The sequence below is a fragment of the Bacillus sp. RE35 genome, assembly GCF_052146655.1.
Taxonomy (GTDB): domain Bacteria; phylum Bacillota; class Bacilli; order Bacillales; family Bacillaceae_G; genus Bacillus_A; species Bacillus_A cereus.
In genome coordinates this window covers 527501-553756 of the sequence record NZ_CP197377.1, presented here as the reverse complement: position 1 = coordinate 553756, position 26256 = coordinate 527501, and the positions used below count along the sequence as shown (strand labels likewise).

Sequence of the window (26256 nt, the reverse complement as noted above, 5' to 3'; positions counted from 1 at the left end):
TGACAGGCTCCTCCTAGAAAATAACCGATATATTATATATCTATATAATATACTATTTTCCACAAAAAGTAAAGTTAAACATACATTGGAAAAGCGCTTATTTTCCCCCGATTGGTGTGGGCTAATAATCATTGGGGGATGAATGATTAAAGTTTCACTTTACTGATAATGAGTACGTTCCATCGCCATTATCATATTTATATACATACAAGTAATACTTGCCTGGTTTTGCATTAAATTTCGCTTCTATATGATTCCCATTGGCTTGACCGTAAGCTGCATAATTTTGCATATCTGATTCATGGTGAAGTACCCATGTCATCCCAATTCCATACTCATTTAAAACAGAAATGTCGATATCTTTCGCTGACGCTACATTAAATGTATAAACATCAGTGTGGTCCTCGCCAATAAGATGACCTTTTATCGTACTATTTAGCCCGATACGATTTGCTTCCTCTGGACGATTATTTGGTTCTGATTCTGTTAAACTTCCATCTTTAATCGTAACAGTTGTTTCGCTTCTGCTCTCTTTGCCTTTATCATCTTTTACTCTTAACGATACTTTATAAGAACCTTCTCTTTCATATACATGTACTGGATTCACTTCTACACTTGTGCTTCCATCTCCAAATTCCCATAAATAAGAAACAATTTTTCCATCTTCATCGTTTGAGCCATCACTTTTAAATTGAATTCCCTCTTTTACAAGACCGCTATAAGGGCCATTTATATTAACCGTTGGAGCTTTATTTTCTCCATCATCTTTTGCGATTCCATGGAAGACTACATCATATTCAAATTCATTTGAGCTATTCACACGATAATTGACGAAGTATGCTGTAACAGTTTTGTAGCCACTCCATTCTTTTTGCGCCAATTGTTCTAAAGATTCATTTACTCTTTTACTCATTGCTTTCCAATCTTCTGATTCACCTTTTGTGACACTACCTGTATACGTACCTTCTAATGTAAATGTATTAAAGAATTGAGAATTATGTTTTGTCATTTTTGTATCATTCATAGGCAACGTATCACTAATTTCTTTTTTCACTTCAGTTAACGATTTCGGTGCATGTTCAGCTAAATAATCATCTGCTACTTCCGGTACATTATATTTATCTTGATTATCAATTAACTGCTGCATATACTCTTGATACTCTTTATTTAACTTAGGATCTTTACTTAGATTTTCACGATATGCATCATAATTTTTCACGTCATTCGCACGAATCAAATCTTGAATTTTATCAAATGTTTCAAACTGATGCGTATATAAGTAAGACTGCAATGCGAACGAGTAATTATAGAAATCCCAAGAACCGTATTTAGCAAATAGTGTACGCTCTGCTGTATAACGGCTTGCAGGATCAGATGATAATCCGCTAATTATACTCTTTCTTGGTACAACGTTATTCGTACGAGTAGATCCTGCGAAAAACTCTGCATTTCCTTCTTGGAACCAAGTTAGCCTTTCATTTTGATACATATCTCCTCTTCCAAATAAACCAGGAACTTCATATCTCCCTTGCAGATAATGAGTAAATTCATGACGGAATAACTCTTCTAAACTATAAATACTTTGCTCTGGTGTACGCTCATATGTAAAGAATGTACCTGTCTCTTCAATATAAATTCCACCATTGTTTGTTTCATATCCATACAATTGTCTATTTAACTGATATTCATCTGGACTATTATAAATTACAATCGTTAATACATCATCCGCATTTCCTGGCTCTAACGCTTTGTCATTTCCAATTACACGGTGATACTGTGCCTTTACTTCCTTCGCAGCCCAATATAGTCTCTTAATTTTTTCTTCTGATACTTTATCTCCTGTTTTGAACACAATTGATCCATCGTCGAATGTATATGTTTTTGGTAAGTATTGCTCTTTTCCTTCTTTACGTATTTTCTCTAAATCTACTGTATTCCCGCTATAATCTTTACCATTATAATTTGTTGTAATTTGTTCTACCGCAACAAAATACGGTTCACTTAAGCGCGGGTACATATGCATTGCTTGTGTAACAACCTCTAATCCTTTATTTGGATTGCTATGAAACTTCCCTAAACGGCTAGCAAAATAAATTCCATTATTAACGAGCCATTTATTTTCTGACGTTACTTCATTTAGAAGAGCAATACGATTTATTTCATTAATAAACCCATCTACTTTTCCATACCACATCGTTTCATTCGCTTCTTTACGAGCCTCAGTTAAGTACGACTGTATATCATAGTCAATACCTTGCATAATATCGTATATTGCTTGTCCCTTCATTCGATCATTTACATAAGTAGTATAATTATCATTGTATTGCTTTAAAATATTCGATGCGTATTGAACCGTTTCAACATCGCTTGAAGCATTACTAATTAATTTACCGTATGCAGATACGACTGTATCTTGTTCAACTGTACCAAGCTTAAAGTTTGGATTTTTTGCGATTGCTTTTAAAGCAGGTAAACATTTATCCTGGAAGCTTCTTTCATTTAAGTCGCTTAATTCACTATTATAAAATGCAAGATAAAAAGCTGAACGCAGCACTTCAGTAAACGTTTGAATTCCTTTTGAATCATCTTTCGTAAATGTACTACCTCTATGAGCTAATTCATCTATAATGACTTGCATTTTTCCTTTATCTTTATAAAAAGCCTTTGCATCTTCATTAAACTGGAATAAGTCTGTAATTTGGTGCCATTTAATACTGCCTAACGTTTCAACTAATTCTTGGTCATTCATTTTGTTTAAATCAGCCATTGAATAGCTTTCTTTAACCTGCTTTACTGCAGTTTTCTTCGTAATAGATGCTGGTCGCTGTGAAAAATCTCCTACTTTTAAACGTTCTTGAAATGATAAAGTTTCATCAACTTTTGAAATATGTCCAACTTCATCTACCGACTTTTCAATTCCAACCGGTTTCGTTTTTAACACGTTATACGGTACTTTTTCTTCCGCTGCTGCATGAGTTTGAAGTGCGCCTAACGATAAAGCCATTGTACTAATGCTAAGCATCACTTTATTGATCTTTGATTTCTTGTTCATATCCTGACCCCCTATTTTAATATTCCATTCAAGAATTTAACATAAAATCTGGATGTAACAATATAAAATGCAATATTTCATATTATTTCTTCCTATAATTTGTACATATCGTGAACGCATTGCTCTTTACCTCCCTAAAACAAATTGCATCCTTTCACATTATAAAAAGGGAATTTTTTGACAATTAAAAACTTAATTGTTATGATTATTATAATTGTTAACTTTATTAAATAAGGGTGGGATTCTATGATAAAAAAAGAAAACAGTGTATTTTATATCTCCTTCTTGCTAACAACATTATTCATTATATGGGGAATTACCCCAGCAAGTTGGATACAAGGCTACGATTTACAAAGTGTTACATCTTCTTTAAACTCATTTATCCTCAATAAATTTGGATGGTTTTACTCTCTACTTATGACTACAATGATTATTTTGGCTGCTTATTTAGCATTTTCCAAGTACGGTTCTATTCGTCTCGGTAAAGATGGAGAAAAGCCAAAATATAATTATCCATCTTGGCTATCCATGTTGTTTGGGGCAGGAATGGGAATTGGACTCCTCTTTTATGGAATCGCTGAACCGATTTCACATTTTACAGATCCGTTAACAGGAAAAGCAGGTACAGAAGAAAGCGCCAAACTCGCTATGCAATATTCATTTTTCCACTGGGGACTCTTTCCGTGGTCACTATACGCAATGGTCGCTTTAACAATTGCATATTTCACATTCCGCAAACAAAAAGGTAGCACTATCGGGGCTACAGTTACTCCATTATTTAATCGATCGAAAAATTCTCGTATCGGAAAAACAGTTGATATTTTAGCTGTTTTAGCCACAGTGTTTGGCATTGTACCATCTGTTGGGATTGGTGCTCAACAAATTGCTGGAGGATTAAGCTATTTATTCCCTTCCATTCATAACACTTTACTTACCCAGCTCGTACTTATAGCTACCTTCGCTGTTTTATATTTAACAAGTGCACAAACTGGCTTAGATCGTGGGATTAAATATTTGAGTAACTTGAATTTCTCTCTTGCAGGTATTTTACTCATCTCTTTCTTATTTTTAGGACCAACTGTATTTATTATGAAATATTTCACATCTACACTCGGTTCTTATATTGGAGCTTTACCTAGTATGGGATTAAATTTAGGAGCATTTAATGAAAAATCTTCTGCTTGGATTGAAAACTGGACTATTTTCTATTGGGGATGGTGGATCTCTTGGTCTCCATTCGTCGGTACATTCATCGCTCGTATTTCTAAAGGACGCACAATAAAAGAATTTATTTTTGGAGTTGTATTAGTCCCAACCCTTATCTGTACATTTTGGTTTGCAGTATTTGGTGGTACCGCAATTCATATGGAAATGTTCCAATCGCTTGGAATAGCTGATGAAATTGCAAAAAATGGTACAGAGATTGGATTATTTGCTGTTATTTCACATCTACCATTCTCTACATTTTTAACGATTATCGGGTTAATTTTAGTAGCCACATTTTTCGTTACTTCTGCCGATTCAGCAACATTTGTTGTTTCAATGCAAACGAGTAACGGAAGCTTATCACCGAAAAATAGTTTAAAACTTATATGGGGATTAACAATCGCGATAATTGCCGCTATTTTATTACAAGCTGGAGGATTAAATGCACTACAAATCGCAGCTATCATCGCAGCACTACCATTTTCTATCGTAGTCGTTCTTATGGTCATTTCGCTCTTTAAGGAGCTGCGAAAAGAAGATGTTAATTTGCAAACAAAAGAAGTATCTCAAAAAATAAAAAAGGTTATGTAACGATTAGCACCTCAAATTACTTCTGAATCCGTAACAACTGAGGGAAAAGTAGATTAATAAAACCCATTCGTATGAAATATAATTTTCATACGAATGGGTTTTCGCTCTATTATATAGTGTTGTAAACATGCCTTCTCCTCAAATCCTACTTTCTTGTACAATTTCATCGCACGATCATTATTCGTATTCAAACATAATTCTATCTCCTTCATTCCTTGGAAGGAAATAATATACTGAATTGCCTTTTGTAATAACCGCTCTCCGACACCTTTTCTTCTACTATTTTCAGCGGTTGCAATAAATTCGATATTCGCTTCTTGAAACTCTGGATTTACTTCCACATATACATAACCTTCTAACTTATCATTCTTCATACTTACAAATAATTTATTCGTATTACTTAAACGTTCAATAATTTCGTTTCCGTCATAATACGTATTAGAAAACACATGATTGTGTAAAGCGATAAACTGCTCAAACACTTGTGGTAAAGCCTCTTCTACATTACATATAATACGGTGCTCCACAATATTATTTAAAACGAGAATACTATGTCGACCTTGTTCTTTTGCATGTAAATTCCTCATTAAACGGGCACAATTATTATTTTCCACATGATAAAAACCATAAAATCTCTCAATATGAAAAGGCACCTTTTCTATAAGTTCCTTCCACATATGTAAAGCAACTTCTTCCCAATTCTCTGCGATAATAAACGGCCCCCATATCTCTGCACATTTCTTTACTTCATCCACATCAAATCCTAATAAACCTATTAAATTATTATTCTCATAAGTAGCAACAAAAGATTGTTCCCAGCCTATATCTGAAAAATCATGAATAATTGTCTGTAACAACTCCTCTTTCTCATCTCCACAATAGCCAACATGATGAGTAGCATCTTTATTCATATTCGCAATAAATGCTGCCACCTCTTCAATTTTCAAAATAGAACTGACATACATAACCTCTCCTCCTTCACTAATATATTCACACCTTTTCCATTTATATCCTTCTAAAAAAGACATCACCATAAGCATATTTCAAAATGAAATCGCCATGATAATGTCTTCTCAAAAACTCATATAATCATCTTACGTTATAATAAGATAAAACGTTTTTTATTTCTTAAATAATCTCTTTCTAAATACAAACATACTCAGTGCTGAAAGAACTAACGCTATGCCTGAAAGTAATGTTGATGTATTCTCTTGTCCACCTGTTGCTCCTAATGATTTCTTACTTTCTTCTTGCTTATTAACAGCTGGTTTATTTTCTTTCACAACTTGATTATTCACGTTTTGTTCTTGGACTACTGCTGATTGATTTACCGCGTCTTTTGAACCTTCAATTTTTTTTCCTGTTTCTTTTACCTCCGCTTTCGATCCTTCAACTCCTGTTGTTGGCTCGTCCACTTCCTCTTTCGCTTCTTCAACTTCTTTCGTTGGCTCTTTTACTTCCTCTTTTACTTCTTTTACCGGTTCTTTCACTTCTTCTTTTGTTTCTTCAACTTCTTTTACCGGTTCTTTTTCTTCTTCTTTTGTTTCTTCAACTTCTTTTACCGGTTCTTTTTCTTCTTCTTTTGTTTCTTCAACTTCTTTCGTTGGTTCTTTTACTTCTTCTTTTACCCCTTCAACTTCTTTTGTTGGCTCTTTTACTTCTTCTTTCGCTTCTTCAACTTCTTTTACCGGTTCTTTCACTTCTTCTTTTACCCCTTCAACTTCTTTTGTTGGCTCTTTTACTTCTTCTTTCGCTTCTTCAACTTCTTTTGTTGGTTCTTTCACTTCTTCTTTTGTTTCTTCAACTTCTTTTACCGGCTCTTTCACTTCTTCTTTTGTTTCTTCAATTTCTTTTACCGGCTCTTTTTCTTCTTCTTTTGTTTCTTCAATTTCTTTTACCGGCTCTTTTTCTTCTTCTTTTTCCACTATATTCTGTATAACTGTTCCGTTAAACCTTATGCTAATTTCATCAGAATCTAAATCAAATTTATACACCTTTTCACCTGGGGTACTCCATTTTATTACTCCGTTATTAAACGTCCCTCCCTCACTTACCAATTGAATATTTTCAATACTTTCTCCTTCTAAATCATATACAGGAATTTGAATTTCTTCGTTTATTTTTGCATCATTTAAAATGATATTTTGTCTTCCAACATCAATTGTAAACCACTGACCTAATTGTATTAACGGCCTTACATCACGAATCTCATTTCCAGCTAGATTTAAGCTAAATAAGTTTAGCATGGAACCAATAACCGTTACATCTTTAATATGATTGTCCGCAAGATTTAACCACTGTAAATTTTCCAATGAAGATAGTGGTGTTATATCTTCAATTTGATTATGAGATACATTCACATTATTCAATTGTTTCAAGTTTGAGATGAACTCAATATTTTTCAGGCCTACTCCTTCTAAAGTAAGTTTTTCTAAATTCGTCATGTATTCTAAACCTGTTATATCTTTTATCTCATTTCCTTTTTCTTTAAGTATCTCTAATTTTTTAATCTGTAATAAATCTTCTTTTGTGATAGGAGCGTTTACATTCTCTCTACCTAAATTCTCTTTATTAATATGTTGTTGTAAAGTTTTATCGAGAATTACATTTTGACTTTCTTTTTGTTTTTCAACTATATTCTGTATAACCGTGCCATTAAATCTTATTTTACTTTCAGTAGAATTAGTATCTAGTTTAAATTCATATATTTTTTCTCCAGGACTATTCCATTTTATAAATCCGTTATTCAGAGTAGCCCCCTCACTTTGTAGATTAATATTTTGAAGTGGCTCTCCTTTAAGGTTGTATACTGGGATTTTTATTTCTTCATCTACACTTGCTTCATTTAAAAAGATTTTTTGTCTTTGAATGTCAATTGAAATTCGCTTACCTAATTCCTCAACAGGCCTTACGTCAGAAATTTCATTTGCTCCAAGATTTATCTCATGTAAATTTGTTAAGGTGCTCAGCGGCGATACATCAGAGATATAATTCTCTTCTAAATTCAGCACTTGTAAATTTCCTAATTGAGATAATGGTGATATATCTTTTATTTCACTATCAGAAATTTCTAGTTCAATAAGATTACTCATTTTACTAATAGATTCAACATTATTAATTTTATTGTTCCCTATCCATAATAGTTCCACATTATTTAATCGATCAATTCCCGTAAGATCACTGATTTGATTATTTGCTAAGTATAATTGTTTCATAGTTGATAATGTAAATAATGGCTGGATATCTTTAATGTTATTACCGATTAAATCTAATGTTTTAATTTTTTTCATTTTACTTAATGGTGTAAGATCAGAAATTTTATTATCTCTTAAAAAAAGCATATTAATATTCTCTAGCTGCTCAATTGGGTGAATACTTTCAATTGAATTAGACGTTAAATCAACGTACTTCAAACCTCTCAATTTCGAGATGGCTGATATGTCTTTTACATTAGACTCTCGTAACGTCAACTTCTCTAAATTTGTCATATACTCTAAACCAGTTATTTCATTTATTCCTTTACCAGAATAAATGGATAACGTTTTAATTTTTAATAAATCTTTCTTTGTGATTGGCGCATCAACATTATCTCTATCTAAGTTGTATTTATTAATATATTTTTGTAATTGCTTATCTAATATTACATTTCCGTTTTCATCTTGTTTCTCCTCTTTATTTTCCTTTTGTGCTTCTGGAACATCTTTATCTAAATTCAATGTATTTACTTCAAACTGTACTTGGTACTTATTGTCATAGGCCATTGTTGGAATATAAATATGCATTCGCATATTATACCTTTTTCCTAATTCCCCTACTTCAAACTGAATCACTTTCGTTCCATTTTTCTTTTTGTCTTCTGATATTACTTTCACATCATGAAACACACCTGGAGTGTGAATATCCTCTGTCTTCAAGTATTGAAAGAAATCACTATCACTTAACGTTGCTGTTACAATTTTCTTTCCATTCTCAATTGTTAATTTCGGATCCTTTATATAAACAGCTGCCATAGACTCTTCATTCGTTTTATCTTTATACGCTTTAATAACAGCGTCATATGTACCATCTTCTAAACCTTGTCCAGTTTTATTCGCCTCAATTGCTACTGCCGCTAAAGCAGGTGTTGAATACACAGCAAACGGAAGTGATAACGCCGCCGCTATAATCATTGCATTTATACGTTTTCTTTTATTTTGTTTCAACTTTACATCTCCTCCGAAATATATAATTCAAAATGTAATCATTTCTCGAATAGATGATAATGATTTTCATTATCATTGTCAACTGAAAAAATAAAAAGTTTACAAAAAAAGAACCTCTTTAAAAGAGGTTATGCCATTTTCTCACCTGATTCTTCTCTAAAAAAGCTTTTCATCGCATGAAATACGTCTGCTTTTTGCTTTAAAATATAGTATCTAAAGTTTTCATCTTTAATATTTTTATAGGCTGACATGAGTGTACTGTGGCGGTTGTACTGATTCACTTCCCCATACCCAAACATATTACACTTCTTCATTAGCTCTTCAACAAGTTTTACACATCTAGCATTATCTGATGTTAAATTATCACCATCTGAAAAATGGAATGGATAAATATTATAGCGGTCAGGTGAATATTTATTATCGATAAGTTCTAATGCTTTTTTATATACGGAAGAACATATTGTTCCGCCACTTTCTCCTTTTGAGAAAAATTCTTCTTCTGTAACGACTTTCGCTTCTGTATGATGAGCAATAAATTCAATATCAACTGTTTCATACTTTGTGCGTAAAAATCTTGTCATCCAGAAAAAGAAGCTACGTGCCATATATTTCTCCCATATTCCCATCGATCCACTCGTATCCATCATCGCTAATACAACAGCTTTTGAATCTGGCTTTAACACTTCATTCCAAGTGCGGAACTTTAAGTCTTCTTGATGAATCGGATGAAAAGATGCTTTACCACCCATCGCATTTCGTTTATATGCGGATATCATTGTTCTTTTCTTATCGATATTTCCCCATAATCCTGTTTTTCTAATGTCATTAAATTCAACATGTTCAATCCGGTTTTCATCCATTTCTTTTCTCTTTAAATTAGGCAGTTCTAACTCTCTGAAAAACGCTTGCTCTAATTCTAAAATAGAGACTTCAGCTTCATAGTAATCTTCCCCAGCTGCATCTCCTGCTCCTTGCCCTTTTCCTGGCCCTTTTTGTTTTTGACCACCTGATCCATCTCTCGCAACGACATCACCAACTTTGCTGTCACCGTTTCCTTGCCCAACATGTTTATTTTTATCATAATTGTATCTAATCTTATATTCATCTAGAGAACGAATTGGTATTTTTACAACATCCTTGCCATTAGACATAACTATACTTTCTTCTGTTACAAGATCGGGTAAATTATTCTTAATTGCCTCTTGTACTTTTTCTTGATGGCGCTGTTGGTCGTCATATCCTTTGCGATGGAGGGACCAGTTTTCCTGTGAAATCGTATAATTTGGTTGATTTTCTTCGCCCATTCCTTTCCCTCCTTACTGTAATTGTCTTCCTGTATGAACAGCAATCTATAAATTTTGTTCTGTAATATGCAAGCTAGAATATTTGAAAGGTAACTGCCCACAGAAAATCATCCCATAAACATTTATAACGTTTTTCATACAATACCCCGAGCATCCTAAACAAAATTTTGCCACTCACATAAATAGAAAGAAATATTCAGCCACTGATAAGAAAGAAACACAATGCATTGTTGCACACATTTTTACTTTGCAACATATTGTATTGTGTTGGCTTTTTTCGTATGAATGGTTGGTTACTCTATCATATGCATATTGTAAAAATAATTGACAATAAATTCATAAAATTGCATCTTAATTTATTACATTTGGACAAGGTATGACACTTTATACACATATGAACGGATAATAAAACGCTGTCCCGCAAAATACAAGAGACAGCGTTTTGTTATCAAACTATCTGTTTAACAAGCTACCTACATAGCGTAGTAATTCATTTGCTGAAGAAGAATTATAACCATGCTCATCAATTAAACGCGCAACAACATCATTGATTTTCTTAAGCTGATTTTCGTCCGGCGTTTTCGTTGATGTTGTAATTTTCACTATATCTTTTAAATCAGCAAATAGTTTTTTCTGAATCGCTTCACGAAGACGTTCATGTGAATTATAATCAAAGCGTTTTCCTTTACGGGCATAAGCAGAAATGCGAATTAAAATCTCTTCACGGAACGCTTTCTTAGCATTTTCTGAAATTCCAATTTGCTCTTCAATTGAGCGCATTAATTTTTCATCTGGACTCATTTCTTCTCCTGTTAACGGATCACGTAATTTCGATTTATTGCAGTACGCCTCAACGTTATCTAAGTAATTATCCATAAGCGTCTTAGCTGATTCTTCATATGAATAAACAAACGCTTTTTGTACTTCTTTCTTCGCGATTTCATCGTATTCTTTTCTCGCTAATGAGATGAAGTTCATGTAACGTTCACGGTCTTCATTACTAATGGATGGATGCTGATCTAGCCCATCTTTTAAAGATCTAAGTACATCTAACGCGTTAATAGATGGTACCTCTTTTCGAATGATTGTAGACGAAATTCGGTTAATGACATAACGAGGATCAATACCCTTCATACCTTCATCTTGATATTCGCGTTGTAATTCTTCTACATCAATCGCATTATAACCTTCTACCGTTTCTCCATCATACAAACGCATCTTTTTAATTAAATCAATATCCGGACGCTTCGGATCTTTTAAACGAGTTAAAATAGTGAACATTGCTGCAACGCGAAGTGTGTGTGGTGCAATGTGAACATTCGATACATCACTTTCACGAATCATTTTTTCATAAATATGTTCTTCTTCACTTACTCGTAAATTATAAGGAACTGGCATTACAATAATTCTTGAGTGCAATGCTTCATTTTTCTTATTTGCTATAAATGAGCGATACTCTGTTTCATTCGTATGCGCTACAATTAATTCATCTGCTGAAATAAGCGCAAATCTTCCCGCTTTGAAATTCCCTTCTTGCGTAAGCGATAATAAGTGCCATAAAAACTTCTCATCGCATTTTAACATCTCTTGGAACTCCATCATTCCTCGGTTTGCCTTATTTAATTCTCCATCAAATCGATACGCACGCGGATCTGATTCTGAACCATATTCTGCAATCGTAGAAAAGTCCAGACTACCTGTTAAATCTGCAATATCCTGTGATTTTGGATCAGACGGGCTAAATGTACCAATCCCTGTACGGCGATCTTCAGAGAAGAAAATACGCTCTACAACTACATCCTCAATTCTTGATCCGTATTCTTGCTCTAAACGCATGACATTTAGTGGTGATAAATTCCCTTCAATTCTAACCCCATACTCATCAAAGAAATCATCTCGTAAATGATGTGGAATTAAATGCAGTGGATCCTCGTGCATTGGGCATCCTTTAATTGCAAAAATTGCTCCGCGATCTGTTCTTGAATATGTTTCTAATCCTCGTTTCAACATTGTAACTAACGTTGATTTCCCTCCACTAACAGGACCCATTAATAATAAAATTCTTTTTCTAACATCTAATCGTTTTGCAGATGGATGAAAATATTCCTCTACAAGACGTTCTAGAGCATCCTCTAATCCAAAGAGCTGATTACTAAAGAAGTTATACTTTCTTCTACCATCAACTTCTTCAATTCCAGCGTCTTTTATCATATTGTAAATGCGAGAGTGTGCTGTTTGAGCCACCCATGGTCTTTCTTTCACAAGCTCCAAATACTCCGCAAACGTACCTTCCCATTGTAAACGTTCTTCTGCTGCTCGATGCTGTTCAATCTTTTTTAGAATATCCATTATAGCTCCTCCCCCATCTCCTTGTTCAATCGGATTATTATAAAAGGTATGCTAGGATGTCCTTAAACATTCTTTAAATCAAAACGAAATATATAATAGCACGCTAAAATTCTCTCCAAAATTCAAAGAAAATTCTGTATAATATAGGTATTAACATTTTTACACTGCTATTCATTATAAATAAATTCTTTTCTTCTAAGAACCTTACATACATTTTGGATAATAAATAAAACTCATAAACCGAAAACAGTAAGGAGGATATTAGTATGAAATTATTATTAATTTTAGGTGTATCACTCACATTTCTTACAGCTATTTTTACATCCGGTTACAATGACAAACCAGGTACACATAAAAAATGATGTGCTTTTAGCACATCATTTTTTTATTTATAATACATATTTTCCATATCATATTTGGATAGTGGTCGGCTATAATAATAACCTTGTACAAGCTTCACATTCTTTTCTTTCAAAAACTGTATTTGCTCCTTTTTTTCTACTCCTTCTGCAATTATATTCAATTCTAAAGTATGAGCTAAATGAATAATTGCAGCTGTAATATTCGTATCACGTTCATCTATATGTATACCTTCCATAAAAGAACGATCAATTTTTAAAGTATCAATTGGATATGTTTTTAAATAACTTAAAGATGAATAGCCTGTTCCAAAATCATCTAAATGAATCTTTAAATTTTGTTCTTTTAATTGTAGTAACACTCTCTTTGATATATCTTTATGTATAAGAGCTCCTTCTGTAACCTCTATCGCTAATAAATGAGCTGATACATTGTACTTATTTAAAGCCCGTGTAATCATCTCTATTAATGTAATAGAACGAAAGTGTCTAGCTGAAATATTAACCGCAATTGGGACCACTTCATATCCTTTATTTAACCATTCGCGCAGTTGCTGACACACTTGATTTACTACCCATTCATCGAGCTTAATAATAAATCCTGTTCTTTCTGCCAACGGAATAAATTGGTTTGGAGAAACAAATCCTAATTCCTTATTCTCCCACCTTATTAAAGCTTCCATACTAGCTATTTTTTTCGTTTCAATATTAATTTGTGGCTGATAATATAAGAAAAATTCATTTTTTTCTATAGCACGATGTAACTGGTTTTCTATTATAAACCTTTGTTCACGCTCACAGTCTAATCCACTACAATAAAAATGATAATGTCCTTTTCCTTTTTCTTTTGCTTTTTCTAAAGCAGCATCGACCCTCTGAAATAGTATTTTTTCATCTTCTCCATCTGCTGGAGCCATTACAATTCCAATTGATGCACTTAAATATACATCTTCTTCTTCGATTACAAAATATTCACTAATATTTTTCAGTATGCTTTTTGCAACTTCCTCTACATATTCTTTCTTTATATTTTCTATCAACATAACAAATTGATCATCGTGTTCTCTAAATAAGTGCATACCTTCTATTTTTAGATTGCTTAAACATTCTGTAACTTTTTGTAATACTTTATCTCCCTCTTTATGACCAAATGTATCATTAATACGATGAAACTCATCTAAATCTATAAATACAAGCGCAAAATTTACACTCTCATTTAAAAAAGTATTTAACTTATTTGTACATGAAATTCTATTCATTAATCCCGTTAACTGGTCATAGTAAGCTAAATATTTTGTTCGCATTTCGTTTAATACTTGCCTTGTAACATCTCTCGTAACAATATAAATCCCAACAATTTCACCGTTCACAATAATCGGGATAGTTCTCAAAGAAATATATAGCTCGTACCCTTCTTTATGAACATATTTCTTTGAAACAATTTGTTTTGCTTTTCCTTGCATCGATCCCTTAAATATAATTTGAAAATCTTTTTCATATTCTTTATTAATGAATTCAAAAATAAATTTATTATTTAATTCCTCATACCGGTATCCAAATATTTCATACGTTGCCGGATTTGCATATGTAACTCTCCCTATAGAATCTATAGATATAATTGAGTCATTATTATATTCCAGTAACGACTTAAATAACATTTGTTTTTCCTCTATCTTTGTCTTCTCCTCAATTTGAGCTGTAATATCTCTTGTAATGCAAATAACAAATTGACATATTCCTTCTTCGTCGCAGACAGGATTAAGTGAAGATTCATAATGTATCTCACCTTTTGGTAAATTGACTACATCACAAAAGGTGTGTGCTTTCGCTTCTCTCACTACTTTTGCATATTGCCTTTGCAATATCCCCGCTATATCTTTTGGTAATACTTCTGCAAAAGTTTTTCCATAGCACTCTTCGCTTAACCTAGCATAATCCATTCCTATTTTATTCACATACATATATTGAAACGTTTCATTATCAATAACTTTCAATATGAATACTAAATCTTGAATAGCATGTAATAATCCTTGTCTAATTAAATCCATATCTATCATACTTAAAAAGGTATTTTGATTACTATATTCTTCCTTCATATTTATCTCAACCCGTCTTATCTATTTTTAATCATATATCCCATTCTATATGATTATGTCCTCTCTTTTAAATGTATGATTATATATTATTTTTATTTTATAAAAAAAAGTCGCCATATGGCGACTTTTAATAAACGATTTCTAAATCTAATCCAGGGTAATTTTGTTGACGGAACGCTTCATAAATTAAAATTGCTGCTGTATTAGATAAATTTAATGAACGTACTTTATCTGTCATTGGAATACGTAAACAATGATCAAAGTTTTCTTCGATTACATTAGCTGGTAAGCCGTTTGTTTCTCTTCCAAATACAAAATAGTAATCCTTCTCACGCTTGCTATAGTCAAACGCTGTATGAGCTTTCTCGCCATACTTTGTTAAATAGAAGAATTCACCGTCTTTATTTTTTTCATAAAATTCTTCAATTGAATCATAATACGTAATTTTTACGTGCTGCCAATAATCTAATCCTGCACGCTTTAACATTTTATCATCCGTTGAAAATCCAAGCGGTCTAATCAAATGTAATTCTGTTCCAGTTGCTGCACAAGTACGAGCAATATTCCCTGTATTTGCTGGAATTTCTGGCTGATATAAAACAACATGTACTCCCACGCGATATTCACCTCTGTTTTTTGTCTACTACGTATTATACCACTTGAGCGAAAAATCTCTACCCATTAATAATATGAAAGAATTTATATTTCATTTGTGGTGTATATTTACTAGAGTCTTCATAGTTCCAATAACGTCGACGGCTATTCGCTGAATGTGCATTTACAAGCGGCATACCATCTGCATCTTTTGCTACTACAATCGTCGTATGATTCCATCTTCCGTCATCCTCGAAATCATAAGCAATGACATCTCCAAGAATAAGTTCTTCTGGCCTCTCTACCGCCTCTGCTCGAAGTCCTGTTGTAGCACCTGACAAATACCAATAAAAAGAATGTGCAACAGCCCAGCTCCAACTCCACTGATTCTCCCTTTGCCACCATCCTTTACGAATATTAGGATACCCGTTCATAGGTACTTCTCCAGTATGAAGACATTGAGAAATGAAATTCGTACAATTATCAGGGAAATTACGATACATAGGATTCCGGTCATCCCACCAACGCTCTGCATATTTCACTGCCTCTAAACGATTATACTGATAAGAACCGTACTTCTCTTTCGTAATATCCCTTTCTAATGTCTCACCCATTCTAATTTCTTCTGACACTTCAATAGCAGAATCGCCTATAATTCGACTATTATTTAAACAAACTCTTCGTTTTAATTGTTCCTCTTCAATATAAAATAATTCTTTATGCTTAATTAAATATTTAAAATGTATTTGATAATCAATTTCTTGATGGTCATTACTATTTAATTGTCTAATGAAAGAAACATCCGCAGTTGCTTTCACTATATGTGCACTACGCCTTTGAAACAATTGTTTCTTTCTCAGTGCCATTTGTAGTAAATCCTCAGCAATACCATCCACATTCGTTCTTTTCTCCGTTATATATGCTAAAAATTGTTGTACTTGGTTTTCAATCTTCGTTTTTACAACCATTCTGTCTCCCTCCCATATTACAATATGAAAAAGGGAAATATTATCTACTCTTTTTTCTGTGCTAACAATTCAAGCCCGCGATTCATTTCATGAAGCACTTCTTCATCTTTCTCACGTTCCATCGCTTTCTCAATCGCTTCGCCTACTCCATCTCCGCCAATTTTCCCAAGTGCCCATGCTGCCGTTCCGCGTAGTACCGGTCTTGGGTCATCTTTCATAACACCAATTAAATCTGGAATTGCCGATGCTTCTTTAAAATGTGCTAATGCTAAAATCGCATTTCTTTGCAGTGGCTTTTTCCCTCTCCATGACCCTGACATAATCCCATATTTCTCTTTAAAATCACGATTACTAATTGTTAAAAGTGGCGTTAATAATGGTTTAACTAGCTCAGGATCCGGCTCCATCTCAGGATGATTATGAAAATCCATTCCTTTGTTTTTCGGACAAACAGTCTGACACGTATCACATCCATATATGCGATTTCCTATTTTATCGCGATATTCTTCAGGTAGGAATCCTTTCGTTTGTGTTAAAAACGCAATGCACTTCTTCGAATCTAACTGTCCCCCCTGTATTAAAGCACCGGTAGGGCAAATATCGATACATTTCGTACAGCCTCCGCATTGATCTTCTATCGGCTTATCTGGCGGGAATGGAACATTTGTAATCATTTCCCCTAAGTATACGTACGAACCAAATTCAGGTGTAATAATAGAGCAGTTTTTACCGCTCCATCCAATACCAGCACGCTCTGATACAGCTCGATCACTTAATTCACCTGTATCAACCATGGACTTCACTTCTATATCGGGAAGTTTTTCAATTAAATATGCCTCTAATTTTTTCAAACGATCTCGTAAAACAAGATGATAATCTTGTCCCCAAGAAGCACGACAAAAAATCCCACGGCGTTCTCCACGCTTACTTAATGGTGCATTTTTTAATTTTGAAGGATATGCTAAAGCAATCGCAATAATTGATTTAGCACCCGGTAATAACAGTTGCGGATTCGTTCTCTTCTCTATATCAGGCTCTTCAAATCCAGATTGATAATTTAATTGTTGTTGCTGGATTAAGCGCTGCTTTAATTCCTCAAAAGGAGAAGCGCTCGCAAAGCCTATTTTATCTATGCCAATTGTTTTACTATACGCAATTACATCTTGCTTTAATTGTTCAAAATCCACTCTTAATCGCCTCCTCAGATGAATCCACCCCTTATGTAACCACTCTATTGGTTAGTAATTCACGTTTGGAATACTATCATTTACTTCTATTTTCGCATGTAATTATATTTTTCAAACATTAAAAAACGCAATGCCTCGTTTATCTCGGAAACGAAACACTGCGTTGATCACAATTTATAGAAAAACTTTTAATAAAATTTGGAGCGGGTGAAGAGAATCGAACTCTCGACCAGAGCTTGGAAGGCTCTTGTTTTACCACTAAACTACACCCGCAAATATGAATTACATATAAGATATTAGAATAACTTATGTAAAATAGTATAGCATGTAAAAAAAGTAGAGGCAAGAATTTTATCGAAAAAAGTCGAAAAAGTGATGAGAGACCTCATCACTTTTTCAATTCTTTATCAATTGCCTTTTTCATACTATCAAAATCAGGATTTGCAAGATTTCCGTTTACATATACAGAAGGAGCACCTTGAACTTTTAATTTTTGAGCACGATCTGAATCTTTACTTACTTTTTCTTTAATGTCTTTACTGTGTAAATCTTTCTTAAATTGCTCTACATCAACTTTTGGAAGTTTCTCTTTCACAATGCTAAGAAGCAAATCTTCTGTAATCCATTCTTCCGTATCTTTCTTTTGATTTTGATAAATCTCATCATAGAAAATCCAGAATGAATCTTTATCTTGTTTATAAATTGCTTCACCAGCTGCTGCACCTAAATCTGAGTCTTTTCCGATAAATGGGAAGTTAATAAAGTATAACTGCACTTTGCCTTTATCAATATACTCTTCTTTTAATCGAGGTAATACTGTTACATCCCAAGTACGACAAGCAGGACATTTAAAGTCTCCAAATTCAACTACCTTAACTGGAGCATCATCTTTCCCTAAAGATTGTTGCGTAGAATAAGCAAACATCTCATTCCCTTTATCTTTTTTGTCATTTATGATGCTATACGCAATTGTTCCAATTACAATCAATACTGCGATAGAAAAAACTATACCAAGAGCCATGAGTTTATTTGATTTCATATACATTCCTCTTTAAATTCATATTCTGTATACAGCATTGTACACAATACACATAATATCAACACTTATATACGTCACGCAATGAACACGCTCACATAAATTACAAAAACACAATAATTGTGACGATATTGTGTCACAATTTGTCACAATTTATTCAAAAAAAGAAGCTCCTCTGTAGGAACTTCTCTTAACTTACTGCTTTTTTACGCGCGCTATTTAACATCGACTGCTCTATTTTTATATCATGACGAATTACCAATTTCTCACTAACTGCTTGAACATACTCATCATGGCTTATATAGCCTTCTTTCTCCATTAGTCTCAAAACGACATTACGTCTCTCTACTGCTTTATCATAATTTTGGGCAGGTGAGTAATAAGCAGGTGCTTTTACTACAGCAGCCATCATTGCACTTTCAGCCAACGTTAATTGGTTCACCTTTTTACCGAAGTAAAGGTTTGCTGCTTTTTCAATTCCCCATGCTCCTTCTCCATAATAAATATTACTTACATATAATTTTAATATTTCATCCTTCGTAAATGTGCGTTCAATTTTTTTCGTATAAAAAATCTCTTTCCACTTCCGAGAAAATGTACGTTCATTCGTTAAAAAGGCATTTTTAGATAGCTGCTGTGTAATTGTGCTTCCTCCTTGCACGACACCACCAGCCTTTATATTCTCAACAGAGGCCCTAATAATTGCTATATAATCTAAACCGTTATGATGATAAAATCTTTTATCTTCTGTCGCAATAAATGCATGTGTTAATGATTCTGGCACCTCTAACTTAGCCGGTACATGTAATTTACTAATATCACTTTTCTCAATCATTACATTTCCAATGAATAATAACGTACAACTTAACAATAATAATAATATAATGGCTTTATAAAAAAGTTTAGTCATTGGATTTAATGCAACTTTTTGATGATAGTTCACCCTAGATAATACTCGTTCTTTCATCTTGAACACCTCTTTTCCACACAGCATATAACTCTTACTTTAAGAATACATTGTTGTAAAAAAATATCCCATCGATTTCTCTTACACGTACCTTACATCATTGTAAGGTATAAAGTGAAACTTTAATCGGCCCTCATTAATCAAGCTTACTGCCCAGCAAATAGTTGGATAAAAAAGTATTGTATCACAGTCTTTTTTTATCTACTATTCATCTGAAATATTGAATATAGGTTATGTTAAAGTACGAATAACCAATAAAAGAGAAACCCTTAAGACTATTATATTTTCACTTTACACTTTAATTATATCATCTACAAATATATATACTTTTGACTATCTAGTAATCTAAATGTATATAACATATAGATTTATTATACAGAACAAACGTTCCTAAAATCAATACTAGTGCTATTATTATTTTGACCTTTTTCTTAAACAGTATACAAAAAAAGAGTAGTGATTCGAATGTATCTCAAATCGGCTACTCTTTTCTTTACAATCTTCCTATTAAATTATACGGCTGTACTTCCCACGTTTCATACGGAATAAAATGTGTTGCTCTCATTGCATCAAGCGTTCTAGATTTCATATGAGGACGCGTTATATACTCATCTATGTTCTCTTCATTTAAATCAACAAATTTAGCCTCTTGTATTTCTTCAGGTTGAATTTTTATTTCACCACTTATATATGCTACTTTAAAAACGACAGCTAGAATATGCATAGAAGTATTATAATAAACGCCTGTAATTCCAATAGGCTTCACCGTTAACCCTGTTTCCTCTTTTATTTCCCTACAGACAGCTTGATCGAGCGCTTCGCCTTCTTCTACCTGTCCTCCTGGCAACTCCCACGTATCAGCTCGCCAGTGCACTTTTGTTAATAACACTTCATTTTTTTCATTTGTTAAATAACCTGCTACAGCAACGATATGCTTTGGTGTCTTATGTTCCATATTAAGCCTCCTAGAGATAATGAATATTTTATATATCCCTATAATCATATTCCCTACCTACAACAAAATACCTTTAATACTTCATCACCTTAATTAACTTCATAAAAAAGACCCTATCCGCTAAGCGAAAAGGGTCATCTATCGTATTACTCTCCTAAGTCTACGTTGTGATAAACTTGTTGAACATCTTCTAAATCTTCTAATGCATCAACCATTTTCTCAAATTGTGCTTGAGCATCTTCAGGAAGTGTTACATCACTTTGTGCAAGCATTGTTAATTCTGCAACTGTAAACTCCTCAACGCCAGCACCTTTAAGTGCAGATTGTACTGCATGAAATTGATCTGGTTCAGCATACACGATAACAGAATCTTCTTCTTCTAGAATGTCACGTGCATCTACATCTGCTTCCATTAAAATTTCAAGAACTTCATCTGATGTTTTACCTTCAAGGCCGATAACAGCTGTCGCATCAAACATGTAAGCTACAGAACCGTTCACACCCATATTACCACTGTTTTTGCTAAATGCAGCTCGTACATCTGCTGCAGTACGGTTTACGTTATTTGTAAGTGTATCTACAATAACCATAGCTCCATTTGGTCCGAATCCTTCATAACGAAGCTCGTCATAATTTTCTTCTGAACCGCCTTTTGCTTTTTCAACTGCACGATCAATAATTGTTCTTGGAACATTGTATGTTTTCGCACGCTCTAATACAACTCTTAGTGCTTGGTTTGATTCTGGATCTGGCTCGCCTTGTTTTGCTGCCACATAAATTTCACGCCCAAATTTCGCGTATATACGGCTTGTATTTGCATCTTTTGATGCTTTTTTGTCTTTAATATTGTTCCATTTACGGCCCATACTTTCCACTCTCTTTCCCGTTTTAAATCTACATAAAAATATTAATATGAAATATAATGTGTGTTCAACACATTTTTAAAAGAAATATAAAAAGTTCATTTTTGATTCATATTACAGACATAATATAAATCACTATCATTTTGTTCTTTCGACAAGTTATATTATACATGAATTCCTACGTTTATTACGAATTTTAGAAGCACATAGTATAATTTAACAAAAAGACTCTAACATTTCTGTTACAGTCTTTTTATATTGCCAATAAAGATTTCCATATTATTCCCATAATTGTTTTCTATTGTTGTATAATAAAAATAGGAAAAAATTTGAAGGAAAGATAGAAGGTGAATTATGACACATTCAAAAGACAAAAAATCACATGCTTTTAAAGGAATAGGAGAGAAGTTAAACCCAACTATCTATCAAGTGAGATTCATGAAATTAGATGAACCAATTCGATTTGAGTCGTTTCCTGAATTAAAGGAATTAGGAGACTGGTTGAGTACTTCAACGCACATGTGGTCATGCCACTCAACTATGTACAAATACAACAGAGAAGAGTTTGAAAAGAAGTTCTTAGAAATTACGAAATTAACAGCTGATCATGTACTAATATCTACTGGTGGCGTCGGATTTAACTTCATGTCACCAGGTTGGAGAAATTCTCTATAAAATAATGAAATTATATAAAGGGATAAAAATTTATCCCTTTATTGTTTTGTAGCTTTCCCCAACTGTATCGCATGTACTAAATGAATAAGTTTACCTTAATCATTTATAAGCATTTCACCAACACACCATTTTTGCTTATTTTATAGTATGATGAAAACATAAACAGACTCTACACATTTGGTGTAGAGTCTTTTATTACGCCGTTCATGATACCGATGGTCGGGGTCGAACCGACACTCCCGAAGGAACACGATTTTGAGTCGTGCGCGTCTGCCAATTCCGCCACATCGGCACAAAAGAAAAGGCGGCAACCGGATTTGAACCGGTGATAAAGGTTTTGCAGACCTCTGCCTTACCACTTGGCTATGCCGCCATATAAAGTTTTATTGGAGCGGAAGACGGGATTTGAACCCGCGACCCCAACCTTGGCAAGGTTGTATTCTACCACTGAACTACTTCCGCAAAAATGGCTGGGCTAGCTGGATTCGAACCAGCGCATGACGGAGTCAAAGTCCGTTGCCTTACCGCTTGGCTATAGCCCATCGAATTCTTACTTAATTATATGTAAGTATCCATTAGATTATTTGTAATTTTTAAAATAAAAATGGGGCGACTGATGGGAATCGAACCCACGAATGCCGGAGCCACAATCCGGTGCGTTAACCACTTCGCCACAACCGCCATGTTGTGTAAATATATTTGGCAGGGGCAGTAGGAATCGAACCCACACTGGAGGTTTTGGAGACCTCAGTTCTACCTTTAAACTATGCCCCTATGTAAATGGTGGAGGGGGGCAGATTCGAACTGCCGAACCCGAAGGAGCGGATTTACAGTCCGCCGCGTTTAGCCACTTCGCTACCCCTCCGAAACTTACATGGTGCCGGCTAGAGGACTTGAACCCCCAACCTACTGATTACAAGTCAGTTGCTCTACCAATTGAGCTAAGCCGGCGTATTTTATTAAAATAAATGGTGGCTCGGGACGGAATCGAACCGCCGACACGAGGATTTTCAGTCCTCTGCTCTACCGACTGAGCTACCGAGCCTTATTAAAATGGCGGTCCCGACCGGGGTCGAACCGGCGATCTCCTGCGTGACAGGCAGGCATGTTAACCACTACACCACGGGACCATTTGGTTGCGGGGACAGGATTTGAACCTGCGACCTTCGGGTTATGAGCCCGACGAGCTACCGTGCTGCTCCACCCCGCGATAATACTATTCATATAAAATTTATATGGTGGAGGATGACGGGATCGAACCGCCGACCCCCTGCTTGTAAGGCAGGTGCTCTCCCAGCTGAGCTAATCCTCCAAAGTGGTGACCCGTACGGGATTCGAACCCGTGTTACCGCCGTGAAAGGGCGGTGTCTTAACCACTTGACCAACGGGCCAAATATTATAAATCCTATGGCGGAGAGCAAGGGATTCGAACCCTTGATACGCTTGTGACGTATACACGATTTCCAATCGTGCTCCTTCGGCCAACTCGGACAGCTCTCCAATGGCTCCGCAGGTAGGAATCGAACCTACGACCGATCGGTTAACAGCCGATAGCTCTACCGCTGAGCTACTGCGGAATAATATTGCCTGGCAACGTCCTACTCTCACAGGGACAAGGTCCCAACTACCATCGGCGCTAGAGAGCTTAACTTCCGTGTTCGGTATGGGAACGGGTGTGACCTCTCTGCCATCATTACCAGACATTATTCTTTTGAGACAATCATTATTATAACTTATTTACTTTAAAAGTCAACAAGTTTTTTATGTTCTCTCAAAACTAGATAACATTGCTACATATTATATGGTTAAGTCCTCGATCTATTAGTATTCGTCAGCTCCACATGTCACCATGCTTCCACCTCGAACCTATCAACCTGATCATCTTTCAGGGATCTTACTAGCTTACGCTATGGGAAATCTCATCTTGAGGGGGGCTTCATGCTTAGATGCTTTCAGCACTTATCCCTTCCGCACATAGCTACCCAGCTATGCCCTTGGCAGAACAACTGGTACACCAGCGGTGCGTCCATCCCGGTCCTCTCGTACTAAGGACAGCTCCTCTCAAATTTCCTACGCCCACGACGGATAGGGACCGAACTGTCTCACGACGTTCTGAACCCAGCTCGCGTACCGCTTTAATGGGCGAACAGCCCAACCCTTGGGACCGACTACAGCCCCAGGATGCGATGAGCCGACATCGAGGTGCCAAACCTCCCCGTCGATGTGGACTCTTGGGGGAGATAAGCCTGTTATCCCCGGGGTAGCTTTTATCCGTTGAGCGATGGCCCTTCCATGCGGAACCACCGGATCACTAAGCCCGACTTTCGTCCCTGCTCGACTTGTAGGTCTCGCAGTCAAGCTCCCTTATGCCTTTGCACTCTACGAATGATTTCCAACCATTCTGAGGGAACCTTTGGGCGCCTCCGTTACACTTTAGGAGGCGACCGCCCCAGTCAAACTGCCCACCTGACACTGTCTCCCGGGTCGATAAGACCCGTAGGTTAGAATTTCAATACAGTCAGGGCGGTATCCCACCAGCGCCTCCACCGAAGCTAGCGCTCCGGTTTCAATGGCTCCCGCCTATCCTGTACAAACTGTACCAAAATTCAATATCAGGCTACAGTAAAGCTCCACGGGGTCTTTCCGTCCTGTCGCGGGTAACCTGCATCTTCACAGGTACTATAATTTCACCGAGTCTCTGGTTGAGACAGTGCCCAAATCGTTACACCTTTCGTGCGGGTCGGAACTTACCCGACAAGGAATTTCGCTACCTTAGGACCGTTATAGTTACGGCCGCCGTTTACTGGGGCTTCAGTTCAGAGCTTCGCTTACGCTAACCCCTCTCCTTAACCTTCCAGCACCGGGCAGGTGTCACCCCCTATACTTCGCCTTACGGCTTCGCAGAGAGCTGTGTTTTTGCTAAACAGTCGCTTGGGCCTATTCACTGCGGCTTTCCGTTAAGAAAGCACCCCTTCTCCCGAAGTTACGGGGTCATTTTGCCGAGTTCCTTAACCAGAGTTATCTCGCACACCTTAGGATTCTCTCCTCGCCTACCTGTGTCGGTTTGCGGTACAGGCACCTTTTATCTCGCTAGAAGCTTTTCTTGGCAGCGGGGAATCAAAGACTTCGCTCCATAAGGAGCTTCCCCATCACAGCTCAGCATACGCGATAAGCGGATTTGCCTACTTATCAGCCTAACTGCTTGGACGTGCACAACCAATCGCACGCTTCTTCTATCCTTCTGCGTCCCTCCATTGCTCAAACGATAAAGAGGTGGTACAGGAATATCAACCTGTTGTCCATCGCCTACGCCTGTCGGCCTCGGCTTAGGTCCTGACTAACCCTGAGCGGACGAGCCTTCCTCAGGAAACCTTAGGCATTCGGTGGACGGGATTCTCACCCGTCTTTCGCTACTCATACCGGCATTCTCACTTCTAAGCACTCCACCAGTCCTTCCGGTCTGACTTCACTGTCCTTAGAACGCTCCCCTACCACTGATACCATTGGTATCAATCCGCAGCTTCGGTGGTGTATTTAGCCCCGGTACATTTTCGGCGCAGAGTCACTCGACTAGTGAGCTATTACGCACTCTTTAAATGGTGGCTGCTTCTAAGCCAACATCCTAGTTGTCTAAGCAACTCCACATCCTTTTCCACTTAATACACACTTTGGGACCTTAGCTGGCGGTCTGGGCTGTTTCCCTTTTGACTACGGATCTTATCACTCGCAGTCTGACTCCTAAGGATAAGTCATTGGCATTCGGAGTTTGACTGAATTCGGTAATCCGATGAGGACCCCTAGTCCAATCAGTGCTCTACCTCCAAGACTCTTACACTTAAGGCTAGCCCTAAA

15 protein-coding genes, 16 tRNA genes and 2 rRNA genes (1 of these 33 running past the window's edge) are annotated in these 26256 nt (G+C 35.8%); 2 read left to right on the top strand and 31 right to left on the bottom strand.

Going from position 1 to position 26256, the window contains the following annotated elements:
- Positions 1-154: 154 nt before the first annotated feature.
- Positions 155-3052, bottom strand: a complete 2898-nt coding sequence (gene colA / locus ACTL4X_RS02890; RefSeq protein ID WP_001036409.1) for a collagenase ColA — start codon at positions 3050-3052, stop codon at positions 155-157.
- A 246-nt stretch (positions 3053-3298) separates the two neighbouring features.
- Here colA and opuD point away from each other — a divergent pair, with 246 nt between their 5' ends.
- Positions 3299-4849: a glycine betaine transporter OpuD gene (opuD, locus tag ACTL4X_RS02885; RefSeq protein WP_000591577.1), complete on the top strand. Its 1551-nt coding sequence runs from the start codon at positions 3299-3301 to the stop codon at positions 4847-4849.
- A 53-nt stretch (positions 4850-4902) separates the two neighbouring features.
- Here opuD and ACTL4X_RS02880 read toward each other — a convergent pair whose 3' ends face one another.
- From ACTL4X_RS02880 to ACTL4X_RS02820, 13 genes are all read right to left on the bottom strand, one after another.
- Positions 4903-5814, bottom strand: a complete 912-nt coding sequence (locus ACTL4X_RS02880; RefSeq protein WP_000289532.1) for a GNAT family N-acetyltransferase — start codon at positions 5812-5814, stop codon at positions 4903-4905.
- 156 nt (positions 5815-5970) lie between these two features.
- A complete protein-coding gene (locus ACTL4X_RS02875) occupies positions 5971-9051 on the bottom strand; it encodes a leucine-rich repeat domain-containing protein (RefSeq protein ID WP_086692388.1) in 3081 nt (1026 codons plus the stop codon).
- A gap of 128 nt (positions 9052-9179) precedes the next feature.
- Positions 9180-10355 (bottom strand): sporulation protein YhbH, encoded by a 1176-nt coding sequence (gene yhbH / locus ACTL4X_RS02870; protein WP_000503517.1) that lies wholly within the window; start codon positions 10353-10355, stop codon positions 9180-9182.
- A gap of 453 nt (positions 10356-10808) precedes the next feature.
- Positions 10809-12704 (bottom strand): PrkA family serine protein kinase, encoded by a 1896-nt coding sequence (locus ACTL4X_RS02865; RefSeq protein WP_000353273.1) that lies wholly within the window; start codon positions 12702-12704, stop codon positions 10809-10811.
- Positions 12705-13089: 385 nt separating this feature from the next.
- On the bottom strand, positions 13090-15159 hold the full coding sequence (locus ACTL4X_RS02860) for a sensor domain-containing protein (RefSeq protein WP_000657174.1): 2070 nt from the start codon (positions 15157-15159) through the stop codon (positions 13090-13092).
- 127 nt (positions 15160-15286) lie between these two features.
- Complete coding sequence (gene trmL / locus ACTL4X_RS02855) at positions 15287-15775, bottom strand: tRNA (uridine(34)/cytosine(34)/5-carboxymethylaminomethyluridine(34)-2'-O)-methyltransferase TrmL (RefSeq protein ID WP_000538147.1); 489 nt, start codon at positions 15773-15775, stop codon at positions 15287-15289.
- 58 nt (positions 15776-15833) lie between these two features.
- Entirely contained in the window at positions 15834-16721 is an 888-nt protein-coding gene (locus ACTL4X_RS02850) for an amidase domain-containing protein (RefSeq protein ID WP_000260591.1), read from the bottom strand.
- 44 nt (positions 16722-16765) lie between these two features.
- Positions 16766-17908 (bottom strand): tRNA epoxyqueuosine(34) reductase QueG, encoded by a 1143-nt coding sequence (gene queG / locus ACTL4X_RS02845; protein ID WP_000345206.1) that lies wholly within the window; start codon positions 17906-17908, stop codon positions 16766-16768.
- 199 nt (positions 17909-18107) lie between these two features.
- Positions 18108-18181, bottom strand: a tRNA-Gly gene (locus tag ACTL4X_RS02840).
- A 115-nt stretch (positions 18182-18296) separates the two neighbouring features.
- Positions 18297-18947: a DsbA family protein gene (locus ACTL4X_RS02835; protein ID WP_000841307.1), complete on the bottom strand. Its 651-nt coding sequence runs from the start codon at positions 18945-18947 to the stop codon at positions 18297-18299.
- Between the two features lie 187 nt (positions 18948-19134).
- Entirely contained in the window at positions 19135-19911 is a 777-nt protein-coding gene (locus tag ACTL4X_RS02830; RefSeq protein WP_000664715.1) for a transglycosylase domain-containing protein, read from the bottom strand.
- 493 nt (positions 19912-20404) lie between these two features.
- Positions 20405-20866 (bottom strand): NUDIX hydrolase, encoded by a 462-nt coding sequence (locus tag ACTL4X_RS02825; RefSeq protein ID WP_000400455.1) that lies wholly within the window; start codon positions 20864-20866, stop codon positions 20405-20407.
- A 146-nt stretch (positions 20867-21012) separates the two neighbouring features.
- Positions 21013-21732, bottom strand: a complete 720-nt coding sequence (locus ACTL4X_RS02820; protein WP_000532952.1) for a YebC/PmpR family DNA-binding transcriptional regulator — start codon at positions 21730-21732, stop codon at positions 21013-21015.
- Positions 21733-22083: 351 nt separating this feature from the next.
- Between ACTL4X_RS02820 and ACTL4X_RS02815 the strand changes: the two genes are divergently transcribed.
- A complete protein-coding gene (locus ACTL4X_RS02815; RefSeq protein WP_000149743.1) occupies positions 22084-22404 on the top strand; it encodes a DUF3884 family protein in 321 nt (106 codons plus the stop codon).
- 210 nt (positions 22405-22614) lie between these two features.
- On the opposite strand, the gene ACTL4X_RS02810 is transcribed toward ACTL4X_RS02815, so the two are convergent.
- The 17 genes from ACTL4X_RS02810 to ACTL4X_RS02730 form a co-directional block, all read right to left on the bottom strand.
- Positions 22615-22696 (bottom strand) — tRNA-Leu (locus tag ACTL4X_RS02810).
- 10 nt (positions 22697-22706) lie between these two features.
- Positions 22707-22777: transfer RNA gene (locus ACTL4X_RS02805), tRNA-Cys, on the bottom strand.
- A 14-nt stretch (positions 22778-22791) separates the two neighbouring features.
- Positions 22792-22866: transfer RNA gene (locus tag ACTL4X_RS02800), tRNA-Gly, on the bottom strand.
- Between the two features lie 5 nt (positions 22867-22871).
- Positions 22872-22946, bottom strand: a tRNA-Gln gene (locus ACTL4X_RS02795).
- Between the two features lie 63 nt (positions 22947-23009).
- A tRNA-His gene (locus ACTL4X_RS02790) sits at positions 23010-23085 on the bottom strand.
- 19 nt (positions 23086-23104) lie between these two features.
- A tRNA-Trp gene (locus tag ACTL4X_RS02785) sits at positions 23105-23178 on the bottom strand.
- A 7-nt stretch (positions 23179-23185) separates the two neighbouring features.
- Positions 23186-23269, bottom strand: a tRNA-Tyr gene (locus ACTL4X_RS02780).
- Positions 23270-23279: 10 nt separating this feature from the next.
- Positions 23280-23355: transfer RNA gene (locus ACTL4X_RS02775), tRNA-Thr, on the bottom strand.
- 18 nt (positions 23356-23373) lie between these two features.
- A tRNA-Phe gene (locus ACTL4X_RS02770) sits at positions 23374-23449 on the bottom strand.
- Between the two features lie 9 nt (positions 23450-23458).
- Positions 23459-23534, bottom strand: a tRNA-Asp gene (locus ACTL4X_RS02765).
- Between the two features lie 3 nt (positions 23535-23537).
- Positions 23538-23614, bottom strand: a tRNA-Met gene (locus ACTL4X_RS02760).
- Between the two features lie 26 nt (positions 23615-23640).
- Positions 23641-23716, bottom strand: a tRNA-Val gene (locus ACTL4X_RS02755).
- A 4-nt stretch (positions 23717-23720) separates the two neighbouring features.
- Positions 23721-23795 (bottom strand) — tRNA-Glu (locus tag ACTL4X_RS02750).
- A 17-nt stretch (positions 23796-23812) separates the two neighbouring features.
- A tRNA-Ser gene (locus tag ACTL4X_RS02745) sits at positions 23813-23904 on the bottom strand.
- A gap of 2 nt (positions 23905-23906) precedes the next feature.
- Positions 23907-23981: transfer RNA gene (locus ACTL4X_RS02740), tRNA-Asn, on the bottom strand.
- Between the two features lie 8 nt (positions 23982-23989).
- Positions 23990-24105 (bottom strand): 5S ribosomal RNA (rrf, locus tag ACTL4X_RS02735).
- 100 nt (positions 24106-24205) lie between these two features.
- Positions 24206-26256, bottom strand: a 23S ribosomal RNA gene (locus ACTL4X_RS02730); it runs 871 nt beyond the window's last position.

Coding starts and splice junctions, on each gene's coding strand:
- colA (WP_001036409.1), bottom strand. CDS start 3,052: ATGAACAAGAAATCAAAGATCAATAAAGTGATGCTTAGCATTAGTACA.
- opuD (WP_000591577.1), top strand. CDS start 3,299: ATGATAAAAAAAGAAAACAGTGTATTTTATATCTCCTTCTTGCTAACA.
- ACTL4X_RS02880 (WP_000289532.1), bottom strand. CDS start 5,814: ATGTATGTCAGTTCTATTTTGAAAATTGAAGAGGTGGCAGCATTTATT.
- yhbH (WP_000503517.1), bottom strand. CDS start 10,355: ATGGGCGAAGAAAATCAACCAAATTATACGATTTCACAGGAAAACTGG.
- ACTL4X_RS02865 (WP_000353273.1), bottom strand. CDS start 12,704: ATGGATATTCTAAAAAAGATTGAACAGCATCGAGCAGCAGAAGAACGT.
- ACTL4X_RS02860 (WP_000657174.1), bottom strand. CDS start 15,159: ATGAAGGAAGAATATAGTAATCAAAATACCTTTTTAAGTATGATAGAT.
- ACTL4X_RS02850 (WP_000260591.1), bottom strand. CDS start 16,721: ATGGTTGTAAAAACGAAGATTGAAAACCAAGTACAACAATTTTTAGCA.
- ACTL4X_RS02835 (WP_000841307.1), bottom strand. CDS start 18,947: ATGAAATCAAATAAACTCATGGCTCTTGGTATAGTTTTTTCTATCGCA.
- ACTL4X_RS02830 (WP_000664715.1), bottom strand. CDS start 19,911: ATGAAAGAACGAGTATTATCTAGGGTGAACTATCATCAAAAAGTTGCA.
- ACTL4X_RS02825 (WP_000400455.1), bottom strand. CDS start 20,866: ATGGAACATAAGACACCAAAGCATATCGTTGCTGTAGCAGGTTATTTA.
- ACTL4X_RS02820 (WP_000532952.1), bottom strand. CDS start 21,732: ATGGGCCGTAAATGGAACAATATTAAAGACAAAAAAGCATCAAAAGAT.
- ACTL4X_RS02815 (WP_000149743.1), top strand. CDS start 22,084: ATGACACATTCAAAAGACAAAAAATCACATGCTTTTAAAGGAATAGGA.